At 62.1% G+C, this 12,527-nt stretch carries 17 protein-coding genes; 12 read left to right on the top strand and 5 right to left on the bottom strand.

From position 1 onward, the window contains the following. Window positions 1–48: 48 nt before the first annotated feature. From J2X36_RS22280 to J2X36_RS22270, 3 genes are all read right to left on the bottom strand, one after another. Window positions 49–411, bottom strand: coding sequence for a DUF6915 family protein (locus J2X36_RS22280; RefSeq protein ID WP_310353907.1), 363 nt, complete (start codon window positions 409–411; stop codon window positions 49–51). Between the two features lie 2 nt (window positions 412–413). Then, on the bottom strand, window positions 414–791 hold the full coding sequence (locus tag J2X36_RS22275) for a DUF6878 family protein (RefSeq protein WP_310353905.1): 378 nt from the start codon (window positions 789–791) through the stop codon (window positions 414–416). 193 nt (window positions 792–984) lie between these two features. Next, window positions 985–1,368 carry a hypothetical protein gene (locus J2X36_RS22270; RefSeq protein WP_310353902.1) on the bottom strand — a complete coding sequence of 128 codons (384 nt, stop codon included), beginning with the start codon at window positions 1,366–1,368 and terminating at the stop codon, window positions 985–987. A gap of 696 nt (window positions 1,369–2,064) precedes the next feature. On the opposite strand from J2X36_RS22270, the gene J2X36_RS22265 reads away from it, so the two are divergent. Then, a complete protein-coding gene (locus J2X36_RS22265; protein ID WP_310353899.1) occupies window positions 2,065–2,685 on the top strand; it encodes a hypothetical protein in 621 nt (206 codons plus the stop codon). 420 nt (window positions 2,686–3,105) lie between these two features. Here J2X36_RS22265 and J2X36_RS22260 read toward each other — a convergent pair whose 3' ends face one another. Beyond that, window positions 3,106–3,363: a hypothetical protein gene (locus tag J2X36_RS22260; protein ID WP_310353894.1), complete on the bottom strand. Its 258-nt coding sequence runs from the start codon at window positions 3,361–3,363 to the stop codon at window positions 3,106–3,108. Then, window positions 3,360–3,998, bottom strand: a complete 639-nt coding sequence (locus tag J2X36_RS22255; RefSeq protein WP_310353892.1) for a hypothetical protein — start codon at window positions 3,996–3,998, stop codon at window positions 3,360–3,362. The genes J2X36_RS22260 and J2X36_RS22255 overlap by 4 nt, the downstream gene beginning before the upstream one ends. A 171-nt stretch (window positions 3,999–4,169) precedes the next feature. Here J2X36_RS22255 and J2X36_RS22250 point away from each other — a divergent pair, with 171 nt between their 5' ends. The 11 genes from J2X36_RS22250 (at window position 4,170) to J2X36_RS22200 (ending at window position 12,249) form a co-directional block, all read left to right on the top strand. Beyond that, the gene (locus J2X36_RS22250) at window positions 4,170–4,937 is read left to right on the top strand and encodes a hypothetical protein (protein WP_310353890.1); all 768 of its coding nucleotides are present in this window, start codon (window positions 4,170–4,172) and stop codon (window positions 4,935–4,937) included. Between the two features lie 4 nt (window positions 4,938–4,941). Next, window positions 4,942–5,232: a hypothetical protein gene (locus tag J2X36_RS22245; protein WP_310353887.1), complete on the top strand. Its 291-nt coding sequence runs from the start codon at window positions 4,942–4,944 to the stop codon at window positions 5,230–5,232. Between the two features lie 444 nt (window positions 5,233–5,676). Continuing rightward, window positions 5,677–5,940 (top strand): hypothetical protein, encoded by a 264-nt coding sequence (locus tag J2X36_RS22240; RefSeq protein ID WP_310353885.1) that lies wholly within the window; start codon window positions 5,677–5,679, stop codon window positions 5,938–5,940. Next, window positions 5,937–6,539, top strand: a complete 603-nt coding sequence (locus J2X36_RS22235) for a hypothetical protein (RefSeq protein WP_310353882.1) — start codon at window positions 5,937–5,939, stop codon at window positions 6,537–6,539. The genes J2X36_RS22240 and J2X36_RS22235 overlap by 4 nt, the downstream gene beginning before the upstream one ends. 50 nt (window positions 6,540–6,589) lie before the next feature. Continuing rightward, entirely contained in the window at window positions 6,590–6,835 is a 246-nt protein-coding gene (locus J2X36_RS22230; RefSeq protein WP_310353879.1) for a hypothetical protein, read from the top strand. 716 nt (window positions 6,836–7,551) lie between these two features. Then, on the top strand, window positions 7,552–8,058 hold the full coding sequence (locus tag J2X36_RS22225; protein ID WP_310353935.1) for a sigma-70 family RNA polymerase sigma factor: 507 nt from the start codon (window positions 7,552–7,554) through the stop codon (window positions 8,056–8,058). Further along, window positions 8,055–8,864, top strand: coding sequence for an anti-sigma factor (locus tag J2X36_RS22220; protein WP_310353877.1), 810 nt, complete (start codon window positions 8,055–8,057; stop codon window positions 8,862–8,864). The genes J2X36_RS22225 and J2X36_RS22220 overlap by 4 nt, the downstream gene beginning before the upstream one ends. A 169-nt stretch (window positions 8,865–9,033) precedes the next feature. Then, window positions 9,034–9,264, top strand: coding sequence for a hypothetical protein (locus tag J2X36_RS22215; RefSeq protein WP_310353875.1), 231 nt, complete (start codon window positions 9,034–9,036; stop codon window positions 9,262–9,264). Window positions 9,265–9,360: 96 nt separating this feature from the next. Continuing rightward, window positions 9,361–10,896 carry a CHRD domain-containing protein gene (locus tag J2X36_RS22210; RefSeq protein ID WP_310353873.1) on the top strand — a complete coding sequence of 512 codons (1,536 nt, stop codon included), beginning with the start codon at window positions 9,361–9,363 and terminating at the stop codon, window positions 10,894–10,896. 695 nt (window positions 10,897–11,591) lie between these two features. Further along, the gene (locus tag J2X36_RS22205; protein WP_310353871.1) at window positions 11,592–11,945 is read left to right on the top strand and encodes a 4a-hydroxytetrahydrobiopterin dehydratase; all 354 of its coding nucleotides are present in this window, start codon (window positions 11,592–11,594) and stop codon (window positions 11,943–11,945) included. Window positions 11,946–12,108: 163 nt separating this feature from the next. Beyond that, window positions 12,109–12,249 (top strand): hypothetical protein, encoded by a 141-nt coding sequence (locus tag J2X36_RS22200; RefSeq protein ID WP_310353869.1) that lies wholly within the window; start codon window positions 12,109–12,111, stop codon window positions 12,247–12,249. Window positions 12,250–12,527 lie beyond the last annotated feature (278 nt).

Genomic DNA, 12,527 nt, shown 5'->3' with positions numbered 1-12,527 from the left:
GGAGATCTATGCTCTCCCGCTCGCGAACCTTTTGCTGCTCCTCGACGCTCAGACGTTTTCGTCGGCGCTATTGGCAAGCATGGCGATCTTTGGCGTGCGGCCCATCCAAGGCTGCGGCTTGATTGCGCGTGCCCAGTCGATGAACGAAGGAATCCAGCCAAAATCCTCCGTTACGTGCTGCTCCGCCACCCAGCGGGTTGGGATCTGCTTGCCGGTGCTCAGCGTGATCGTCGGACCGAAGAGCTGAATGCAGAGCTCAATGCCCTCAGCGTGGTGGCGCAAGGCGCGGTGCCGGAAGTCGCACGTAAACGCCTTGCTGCCGTCGAACCAATTGTGAATGGGGAGGGTGTCTTCCGGGACACCACCGAAGCGACGCGCGCTGGACATGGCATGATGGTAGGCGTTTGCCATGCTCAGCGCTCCCAATGACTTGTCTCGGAGGCCTCGAAGCGCTTCGTTACCTCGACCTCAATCGACCCTGTAGGGACGGCGATCTCGATTTCACCGTAACCGCCGAGGTCGTTACACCAGTCGACCGGCACGCCGTCGAGCGCTTCGTATGCGAACTCCTCGACAACATCGTGCATTGAGCGGACCGCCGGATCGTTCGTGCTCGACCAGTCGAGTTCGATGGGCTCTGCGTCAGCTCCGAATGCCTCGATGCTGTCGATTTGTCCCTCGTCGCCGCCGCCGTCGAACACAACGGTGATGCGCTCAACGCCGTGCTGCGCAAGCTCTTCGAAGATCGAGTTACGCTTCGCGGCGTATTCATCATTGTCTGTATCAGGCATTGCTTCGAAACCTTCTCGAATTATTGGCTGCCTCGCGCCGATATTGACGCCGCCAGCGCCTGAGGAGCGGCCGCCCAGAGCCAGGGCGACCGCACTGCGTTGATTGCCCGAGTGACGCGGGACGCTTCGTGCACGTGCAGAGCTTAGGAAGCCTGCTTGCGACCTTGGTTTGATCCAGCCCGCCGTTACGCGTTCAGCGACGCTGGCGCACCAGGTGCCCGGGCGGGTAGCTGTAGACTGAGTGGTCGCCAGGATAGGCGTCGGTCGGACGGAAGGACTCGATCACCGGTTTCCGCCCCAGCGCCGCTGTGAGATCTACTTGGAGAGCGTCGAGAAGTGCGGACTCATCCGGCACTTGGCGGAAGATGTAGATCCAGTCGCGCTGCTGGGTGAGCAGCGATATCCCCTCATGGCCCCATATTCCGCTATGGCGCCGCATGACGTGTGCGACCTTCCGGCCGAGCATTGACTGGTCTTGCAGGGCCGCGACGGGAAGCGTCACTTTGATCTCTAAGGCGGTGATCGGATCTGCATTGGGACGGGTAGCGTCGGGCGCTGCGGATTTATTGCTCTTCATCTTGCTTAACCTCAAGTAGGCAGTGGCAAGCCAAATCCAGTGTGAGCTCACCACGGTTGGAATAGGCGCAATTTTAGGTCAGCGGCTCGCGCCATGACTACCCTGCGCAAGTCGAGTAATATTAAAATTTCTGCGTAAAACAGTGCAGTATAGGTAATGGTGCCTGTTGGTTCTGCAATCTTACAAAGCAGATCGCAGACCACCCAGATAGGATGCAAGTGCGGTCTGTATGAGCCCTAAATCCGCCAGGCACAACGACGATCTAGGTGACGTTGTGAAGCATGTCCAGACGGAAAATCGGATTCCTGCAGAAAAAATTACGATGATCTCTGAATCTTCATCTATGCAATCGAATCTGCCGTGGAACTAGGAAGATTCACTCCTCGGCTATAATGTAAACCGAATCGTGAATATCGCAAGTACGGCGCGAACCTCCCAGATTATACAGCGCGTATCTGGATCTCGAGCTTATTTTTTCTTGACGCCCGCATGCGGTGCGCGCTACGTGGGCCGCCATCGGCGCAAGCGTGAAGTAGGGGCTCGGATGTAATGATGGTGAACGGACTTCGGGTTCCGACAGGAATACAAGCTCACGGTTCAACCGGCCTGATACATATGCCGCTAGACCCTCGAGCGCTGCCGGTCGTTGGATCCTACGGCTTTCTCATAGACAAAGCTGACCGAGCCTGTTTGAACATGCTCGCGGCGTCGGCAATACACAGAATTGAGAAAGAATGTTGCCTGGCAGAGCTGCTGGGCGCCATCTACAGACTTCATGCAAAATTGGCCGAGAACCCGGACGCACTTAGCCGCTTTTATGTGGAGCGCGATATTCAAATTGCGGAGGACGGAGAGATCAGGCACTTGGCGACGGTCAAGGCTGTTCTGCTCCACCGTAACCGAAAATACAGTCGGTCGCTCCTCACGGCCTACGCGCAGGCCATATTCGTCATGGAACGAAACCGTGTTGACCCGGCTGGCGCTGTTCAATGGTTGAACACCGGTAGCGGCAAGGGAAGAGGTGGCACCGTCCTCGGCAAAACCAAGGCGCTTTGGAGCAAGACGCCTGAGGGCCAGGCAGCGAAAGCGAAATATGCCGCGAAATCGCTGAGATGGGCCAAGAAAGTGGTTGAAGAAGCTGCCGCGAAGGGAGCTTCCGCCGGGATGCCGTTCATCTCGACCACTGCCGCCTCTAAGCCCATGAAACGGCCTGGCATTGTTCTCGTCGAACTTGATGCCGAGGGCGAGCCGCCAATGCGAGCGGTGCTGACCGAGGATCTGACAACTGCCGCAAAGGCCATCCTGGCATGTGGATGAGCGGGGCCGCTGTAGGAGGCCGAATCGGGGTGCCTGCCAGCCGTAGGAGCCGGAACGTAGCTCCGCTGGATAGAAGCGGCGAGGTTGCGTCAGGCGCGGCCTTTGCCGGCTGTCTAGGCGGACCGTGCGTCCCTTCGGCTTTCCAAACGACCATCTTCTTTTAACCTGACAGCCGGAACAAAAAATTTGGGTTACTGAAGCCGACTGAGCGAGAGCGAGGGAGTGCTGAGGGCATCTCGCTCGATCCTGAGATTTCGAGAGCGCAACGCAGTTGAGCGAGCGAAATCTCCTCGTCAGCGGAGCGACCTGAAGGGACGCGAGCAATTGCATCCGTGAGCTTCTGAAAGAAGCGAATTACATGAGATGGCTCGAAATCTCATTATAATTACAGATTACATATTAGAGATTAGATATTGTAGATTAGAAATTGTACCCGGAAATTGGATCTTGGGCTTCCATCTCAGCGATGGACTTCTCGATGTCCTTGGCGGACATGGTGTGCCCCTCAGGTCGGAGGAGATCCTTGAAGTGGCGGATGTCCTGTTCGTGGAGATCCACGAGGCGGACGAGATTGTTGTTCTCCTCCACCAGTAAGGCGTTGAGCTGCTCCAACGCGCTGACGCGCTGGTGCAGATCCTTGACGAGCTGAGTCAGTTCGTGGGTGGTCAGGCCGTTCATGGCTTCACCTTCTTCTTGCCCTTGCCGCGCCACAGGCCCTTTGGGTCGTATCGGCCGCGGAGCAGATTCTTCGGGTCCTTCAGGTTGTTGGCGATCTGATCCACCAGGATCGTCGCGTGGAGACTCTGTTCGAGGAACAGTTCGACGGTCAGTTCATCGAACTCGTCCCAGGACATGCGAGTGACTGCGCCATAGTGGTAGACGGAGCCGGGGTATTTGCTGATGAACTGGCCGAGCATCGGGGCGGGCTTGTCCTTGATCTTCGGCATCTTCAGCGTCTCGGTCACCAGATCCTTGTAGAACAGCCGGCACGCGACGCCCATCAGGTCTAGGTGCAGTTTAGCTTCGAGGTAATGCTCGAAGAATCCTGGCTCGTGCATCTGCGTGGCGCCTGACCAGACGGCCAGGCGGCTGCTGGGCGTGAACGGGTCCGTCCGGTCGAACATCTGCCAGTTCAGGGCGTAGCGCGAGCTAGACCACTTGCCGCGGATATCGGGCCCGTTGTCGTAGTAGTTGATTGTGGCTAGGGTCAGCCGTGATGAGTCCGTGAATCCGTGTCCGGAATCATCAAGCTTGACCGCAGAGGAATCTGTCTGCGCAAATGATTCCAGCTTCGTGTAGAGATCGATGGTCATGAATCTTTCTTCTTTAGCCAGATGCATCCTCTAAGCACGTCGAGACAGGCGGACGCAATACCGCTTTTTGTGCAAAATGCATTTTGACAAGACCTTCGATGTGGGCTACGTCCCCGATCGTTCGCAGCCGTCGACTTTAGTGGGCGACGAGTATCCTTTGAGGATTTTCTGATGGTCTGTTCACCCAAGGCCCGTGGCTTCCAGGGGTTCTCCCTTGATGGCGGCGATATCGCCTCATTGCCCGCGCTGCATGACGGCATGACGCTGGTGCTGATCGATCACCATCCCATGCTGATCCCGGTCGTGGCGTCCGACGCGTTGGTGGGTGCCGACGAGTGCGTGCCCTTCGTCAAGTCCATGGTCCCGAAGGATTGCGAGCACCTGTTCCAACCGATGCTGGCCTGTCGCGTCGCCGAGGCGTGCACCGAGGTCATCAAGGGCTGCACGCCAAAGCGCGCTCGCAAGCACCGCGACACCGCAGTTCGCTGCGCCCTGATGTCGTCCATCGCGACCGGCAACGCCTATTTCGGTCGTGGAGCACGACACACGCATCAAGAACGCCATGCCAGTGCGCGACACGGACGAACTTCAGGGGTGGCTCAGCGTCCATTTCACAGCGGTCACGTTCAGTGCAACTCGCCCCATGATGGAGGTGGTCTGATGACCACGACCGTGTGTCTCGCCGCGGGCGAGTACGATGAGGGCAGCGAGTGCGGGTACTCGCTCTACCGGACTGGGGCGCCTACTGAGGCGGCCCTAACCCAGATGCTGCTCGATGAGCGCGGTGACGGCATCGTCGCTGATTTCAGCGTCGATAAGTGCGAGGCCAGCGAGGGCAGCAAAGTATTTGGGGAACTCGACTTAGAGCACTCGCGTCTGGTGATGGCGGACGAGAACGGCAACTGCGCGGACGTTTGCGCCCTCTCGGTAGGGGGCTGAACTGATGGCTCTCAAGCTCTACTACTGCATCGGCTACCATCCTGATGTCCGCGCGACCGATGGGGCTGAGATGGAGTGCTACGTCCGCGCGTCTGACGAGGACACAGCTCGTCAGATATGGGCCGAAGCGTTCGACCTGAATGATCCGGACATGGATCAGGATGAGTTCGAGGAGGTCATCGAGGAGATGAATTTCTCGGCCAACGAGCTCAAGACGTATCCCGAGGACGCGGCGGCTAATGCCGGAGCGATCGATTGGGGCGAGATCTACCGCGTTATCAAGGCGGGCGTCTGAAGTTGAAATGGGGGATGTTCCCCCGCATCCCCATCTCCTTCGCCCGCTTCAAGGTGGGTCACATAATCGGCGCGGTCGCTCTTGGCCGCGCCGGCATCCTGCGCGTGCGCTCTCGATGCCCGGAGCCGGAGAGGGGCTACAGCTATTCTGGCGGCCACACGGGGAAAAAGGTGGGCCTGAAGGCGAAGCTCGTCGCGAGGCCCCTGGCCGTCTGCGCCCCTCTAATCAAGCGCCTGGCTGATGGCGCTGCTCGCCCCAAAGCGAGTTCGAGTGCTGCATCGAGGAGTACGGGCTGCGCATCGGTTTCCTGTTGCAAAAACGGGATCTGTTTCGCGAAAGCTCCGACGACTTGCAGATCTAAAATAGGCCTTTCGCTGACTTGAACTCAACGGCACCGCCCGCGAGGTCAAATCGGTGAGGCGGAACTACTAAGGAGGTATTGTTTTGAGCGTTTCAATTCAGGGGTTAGTCCTGTATCTCGCCTACGTGGAAGACCGCGAGGGTGGGGGGTACTTCCACTATTCCCTCCACCAGACGGAGGCTGGGGCTGAGGCGGGCGCTCGCGCCTTGCTGAAGCAGGAGGAGGGGCGGTTTGTGGGCTGGAATCAAGGCGCCATGGACGCCCTCAGCTTCAATGAACTGTGCGCGTGGCTTGAGGACGACAACGGTCACCTTATGGGCGTCGAGGAACTGGAGGTACAGCCGTGAGCGATCTCTCCTTCCGCCGCGCCTACACCGTCGCAGAGGACCAAGTCCTATGCACCGGCATGGTGCTCGGCCGCATCCGCGCTCTGCACCCGTCCTGCCCGTTCACCATGGACGTGAATCCGACCTACCTCGACGAGGACGGCGACGAGGTGATCCTCGATGAATCGGACGATCCGGACGACTTCGAAGTGTCCAAGGACTCCGTGCGGCTCATACTCGGCTTCCAAACCGAGGACGACGCCGCGTTCTTCATGGCCAAGTACGAGAACAACGTGCAGATGCTCACGGGTCTGCGGAAGGAGCCGAAGCCGCTACACCTCTACTTTGTCGAGGCGCAGTGGGCGAACAGCGACGGCATCGAGAAATACGATCTGTGGGTGCGGGCCGAGAGCGAAGATCAGGCGTTCGCCTTGGGGTCCGACTACTACGAGATCCCCGACATTCACGGCCAGGAGACCTTCACCCGTGCCGACGCCGAGGCGTTCTACGACGTGGGCTTCGAGATCCAGCGCAAGAAGACCTACCGCGAGCCGATCGAGATCAAGGCTGGCACCTTTGAGTGGGATGACGCCGACCGGCTGACCGTGGGGGCGCTGTGATGGCTCAGGAAATCTGGCTCGCCCTCTATCACTGAGAGGATGCGCGTGGCGTGCCCTTCTACTCGGTCCATGCGACCGAAGAATCGGCTCGCCTCACCTACATCGAGACCGTGATCGGCCTACTCGTCGACTGCGGCGAGGACGAGGACGAGACCGAACTGCGGGCCCTGACCGACGAGCAGCTTCACAAGCGGTTCGACGAGGTTTTCCTGCAGCAGACCCACTGCTGGTACGAACGGGCGACCGTCCGCCAGTGTGACACCGCGGCCGATGTGGAGCGCCTGGACGTGATGTGATGCGCCTGCTCTCGGTCAGCGACATGGTGGGCGTGATGGCCCACCTGGCCAGGCCAATCGCCGCGCTGGGGCTCGGACTCTCTCGCTCCGAGTTCCAGGTAACCGGTTCGTGCGCTGCGCCGGGTGGGAAGCACGTCGATCGCGATGACGTGCCTTCAGATTTTGACGTGGCTTCGGGAGCGCGGACGGACGTCAAATAGGAGAAGGTGGGTGGCGTGATTGCCATCCACCGTCGAGGCTTATCGGGCTGCTTTGGGTCCGCCTCGCGCCACAGGGCGACGCCATAGAGCAGACCTTCCGCATTGCGCCCATAGTTGCCGTTCAGCCCCCGCAGACAGCATCTCCAAAGCGGCCATTCGCCGATTGGACGTTACGGCACGCAGTGGATATCTCGGACTTTAGCGGGTTCGGCTCAGCCTTCGTCCCTTAGCTGGTGGCTGGTGCCAGCCGTCCAATGATCCACTCCGGCGCCTCGCCCAAGTCAGAGAAGAGAGGGGTATAAGGATCGTCCACGGGTATGGCTTTTGTCCTCTGCCCCTGCATGCCCCGGCATCAAACCTGAGGTCTACCGACTACCAGCGCAGCGCGAAGCTGAGGGCTCCGTCAACAGGTACGTCTGCGGACGCGGGCACGACGGGAGCTGTTGCCGGTGGAATAACGCCGGATCGGCGGCGTCTATGGCCCGGAAGCTGATCTCGGACACGCGCAGCGGCGTCATGGACAACCTCGCCGCCCTGATCGAGCCTGCCATCCCGGCGTTGCGTCGCTACGCCTGGGCGCTGCTGCGCGACCATGACGCCGCCGACGATCTCGTGCAGGACACGCTCGAACACGCCGTCCGTCGCTGGAACCTGCGCCGTCAGGACGGCGACGTGCGCAGCTGGCTGTTCAGCATCGAGCACAACCTGTTCGTCAGCGCAAAGCGGCGCTGGGCCCGCCGCGGCGTGCAAGTCGGTCTGGACGAGGCGCGCGCCGTTCCCGGGGCCGCGTCTCCGGAGCAGCAGGTCGGAATCGGCGACCTGCTCGCGGGGCTCGACGCGCTGCCGTCCGACCAGCGGAGCGCCATCCTGCTCGTCGGCGTGGAGGGGCTGTCCTACGCGCAGGCGGCGCAGGCCCTCGGCGTCCCGGTCGGCACCCTGATGTCGCGCCTGAGCCGGGGCCGTGAGCGCCTGCAGGCCTACCTTGAGACGGGACAGGTGCCGCGCCTCAGGAGGGTGAAATGACGCGGCCCGACCCTCCGCTCGGCGAGGACGACCTCCAAGCCTGGATCGACGGGCGCCTCGATCCCGAGCGTCAGGAGGCGGTACAGGCGGCGCTGGCCGACCAACCCGAGCTTGCCCAGCGCCTCGGCGACTACAGGGCGACGCAGGACGCCCTGCGAGCGCGCCTCCGGTTCAAAGCCGCGGAGCCGATCCCGGCGCGGCTCCGCATCGACAGCATCCTGTCCGCGCAGAGGCGGGCCCGGAAGAGCTGGCTGTCGGCGGCCGTGGCGGCCTGCCTCTGGATAGTTCTCGGCGGCGTCGTCGGCTGGGCTGTCAACGAATTCCTCGCCGTCGACGGCGGCCTGGGCTTCGGCGCCCGCTCCAGCGCCGTGGCGCAGGAGGCCATCGACGCGCACCGGACCTTCGCGGTCGAGGTCGTCCATCCCGTCGAGGTTCGGGCCAGCGAGCAGGCGCACCTCAAGCAGTGGGTCACCAAACGCCTGGGCCGCAGCCTGCAGATTCCGGACCTGACATCGCTCGGCCTTTATCTGGTCGGCGGCCGTGTCCTGCCGGCCGGGCAAAACATCGCAGCGCAATTCATGTTCGAGGACGACGCGCGCAACCGGGTCACCGTCTACGTGTGCACCGGTCAGGCCGGCGCGGGCGATCTCAGCTTCGCGCGGCGCGGAGACGTTCAGAGCTTCTACTGGACCGAGCACGGATCCGGCTACGCCGTCGTCAGCACGATCGACCGGGCCCGTCTGCAGGCGGTCGCCGAGCAGGTCGCCCGACAGATCGAGGAGGTGCCCGAGAAGAAGCAGGGCTGACGCGGCGTTGCGCCAGCCATTGGCCGTCGCCCCGTCGCGTCGGCTCCGAGGTAACCACCGAAGAGCGGCAAGCCGTCCGCCTCTAGGCGCGTCTTGGCCAAGCTTCGGTGCAACAGGGGGGTCTGTCACAGTCGAACCATTGAGCTACCGTCAACAGGGAGTGCTCCCGATGATGAAAGAGATCCTGCCTCGCACTACCAGACTGCTGGCCGCAGATGACATCTCAACTCTGCTGGGAAGCGTGTGTTTTGATGAGGCGGTGGCGCTTCGTGCGCCGGAGCAGTGTGGTTCGAGATTGCAACACTCGAATTCGACTTTGCAGCCGGTTCGAGCGCACGTTCTCCGTCTGCTGTTGAGGTCTGCAGCAGAATTGCGAGCCGAAGGCGTACCTTTCGATTGAGCTTGTCGTTCTGCATCGCAGTTGCGGCAAGCAATCTCCGCATGTGCCTGCAGAGCAGATATTTTCTAGCAGTACTCCGCCTCCCAGGAGGGAGCTATGTCTACAGCGTTCCGCGCCCTTGTTGAAGGCACTCAGGAAGTTCCTCCGAACAACTCGACAGCCCGTGGCATTGGAACAGTTATCTTTGACAGCGCCGCGCTTGCGGCGGACTACACGTTCCGCATCGAGGGGCTCGATTTCGGCTTGGCGACGCGGAGGCCAGCGCAGACCTCCACGACCGCTGACGACGTCACCAGCACGCACTTCCACAATCAGGTGCGTGGTCAGAACGGACCCGTTGTGTTCGGGCAGATCAATCCTGCACAGGATATCGACGACTTGGCGGTCGTACTCAACGCAGATGGCTCGTGGACGGTGAGCGGCCGCTGGGAGCGAACGGACCCGGCCAACGTCTCGATCGCCAACTTCGCCTCTACCCTCGGGGCGGCCGCCGTCGGCACAGAGGTCCCGCTCTACTTCAACGTGCACACGGCGCAGTTCCCCGGAGGGGCCATCAGAGGCCAGCTCGTCACCATCGCCGACGACGGCGACAACGTCGTGACCGGCACGGCGGGCGCCGACATCTTGCCCGGGCTCGGCGGCAACGACACCTTTTTGGGGAGCCCCGGCAACGACACCGTCTCCGGCGGCAGCGGGACCGACCGAGTGATCTTCTCCTTTGCGCTGAGCACCGCGCGGATCGGCACAACAGGGGACGGCGCCATCACGATCACGGGTGCCGAGGGAACTGACACCTTTCGGGGTATCGAGCAGTTCCAGTTCAACGACCGCACGGTCGCGGTGAACGACGGCTCGCCGCTCGTGGACGACCTGTTCTACCTGATCCGGAACCCGGACGTCGCGGCGGCAGGGGTCGACCCGGATAGCCACTACGCGCAGTTCGGCTGGCGCGAGGGGCGCGATCCCAACGCCTTCTTCTCCACGGACGGCTACTTGGCCGCGCATCCCGACGTGGCGCGAGCTGGCGTAAATCCCCTCGACCATTACGCGCAGTTCGGTTGGCGAGAGGCTCGTGATCCTGGCCCAAACTTCGACATCGAAGCCTATCTCAAGGCCAACCCGGATGTGGCAGCCGCCGGCATCGACCCGCTGACGCACTTCCTCGCCTTCGGTCAGGAGGAAGGGCGTACAGCCTTTCCTACGATCGGCCGAGCCCGCGACTTTGGACCGGCGGGCTTCGATGCAGAGTACTACCTGCTCGCCAACGGAGAGGTGGCCGACGCCGCCCGTGTCGCTGGGGGCAACACGTTTGTGTTTGCGGCTCGGCACTACGAACGGTTCGGCTGGCGCGAGGGGCGCGATCCGAACGTGGTGTTCGACACGAACGGCTACTTGGCGGCCTACGGAGACGTAGCGGCGGCGGGGATCAACCCGCTGACGCACTACCACCAGTTCGGCTTCCGAGAAGGCCGTGATCCCTCAGCCGACTTCGATACGACGGCCTACCTGGCCGCCAACCCGGACGTGGCTGCGGCCGGGCTCAATCCGATGACGCACTACCTGCAGTTTGGCTTCTACGAGGGCCGCTCAGCGTTCGGCGACGGCACGTTCGGGGCCGGCTCGATCGGCTAGGTCGGCGATACCGACTCGAGCGTGGCCGGAGCATCGCTGGCCACGCTCAGGTGCCTGGGGGATGCACCAAGGATCGATGGTCAGCCGGAGTGCCGTCTAGGGCTAGGGCAGGAGTGCGCCCAACACGATCGTTGAGGCGGTTCGAGAGGCTTCTCGGAAGCGGACTTGCCGATCAGCGGTTCGCCAGTGGGTGAAGAACCGGCCCGCCAGCACGGCGGCGGACCATGTGGCGGCGGAAATGAAGGCCCTCAATTCCTCCCGCGTGCCGCTGTCGTTCCGCGGGAAGGCGTAGGTCGGCCCCTTCCTCCCCTGCACCGTCGTGCGGTGCCAGCCCGGCGGCGACCGCCGGCCGGAGCTGCCTCCTCCCACTCGCGATCGTGTTCCGTGCGCAGGGCGGCACGACGGGCCGCAGCGTCCTCTGCTTCGGCCATCGGCGCTTCCGCCGGCGCCTCCGCCGCCGGACGGATGATCGGCCTGCCCTCTCCCGAGAAGCGGACAAGCGTCGTGACGATGCGGTCCAGATCGCTGGCCGCCACAACACCCGCACGAAGGAGCTCGAGGCGTGAACGGCCGGCCATGTCCGCACAGGAACCTTCCTCGAAGCCGAGGGCTGCGATCTCGTCTTCGTCCAGAGGCAGGCAAGTGCCGGCGCGGGACGTCCGTGCTAGACTCGCGCCATCCCGGAGGGTCGTTCCATGTCCACTCAATCCGAACAACTGGTCGCGAAAACCTGCACGCCGTGCCAAGGCGGCATCCCGCCCCTCGCGCCCGACGAGGCCCAGGAACATCGTCGGCAGACGCCCGAATGGGACTTGCTCGACGACGCACACCGCATCGAGCGCAGGTTCGAGTTCGACACCTTCGCCGACGCCTTCAAATTCGTGCAGCGAGTCGCCGATCTCGCCGAGAGCGAGGGCCATCATCCCGACGTCACGTTTGGCTGGGGCTATGCCGCCGTTTCGCTACAGACCCACAAGATAAAGGGCTTGCACGAGAATGATTTCATTCTCGCAGCAAAAATAGATCGGGAGGCTTCGAGCCAGCATTAGGGCGATCGCGCTGGATTGGCGCCGTATCTGCTCGTGCACTTTCTGGCGCCAACAGCCGTCAGCAGATGACTAATGCCTAACGAGGACGTCTCGAACGAAACGCGTGCTTGGGCGTTATGCCCCCAAGCGCTCTTGCGCGCCGACGAACTCGGAGGATGTCACCATGAAGTCGATGTCCGAGATGACACATGAGGTCACGGATGCGGTCAGGAAGGTGTTCGGCCGGCTGACAGGCCGTGTCGATCAGATGCCGCGCACCGGCAAGCCTTCCGGCCAGACTGACAGGATGACCGGGAAGAAGTGATTTGGACAGAGGGGCGCCGATACCGTCCTTCGGCGGCCCTCCCGTCTCATCGGCCGCCGTCTCACAGGTGCTCGGCTTCTCATAGGGTGTTCGCCGATGTGTCAGGTGATTATCGATGGGAAGAGGATCGGCTCAGAGGTATAGGGGCAGCTTTCACTGCGCCTCGCAAGGCAGGCAACTGACGCGGTGGCTGCTATCCAGCTGGCGACTCGGGCGAGGCTGACGCGGAAGGGCTCTGGGCAAAGCACATGATCCGCGGACAATTCGTGAATCACCCA

This window comes from Methylobacterium sp. BE186, from assembly GCF_031457035.1.
GTDB lineage: Bacteria > Pseudomonadota > Alphaproteobacteria > Rhizobiales > Beijerinckiaceae > Methylobacterium > Methylobacterium segetis.
Note: the sequence above shows the minus strand (reverse complement) of the source record. Positions and strands in the feature narration are given on the sequence as shown.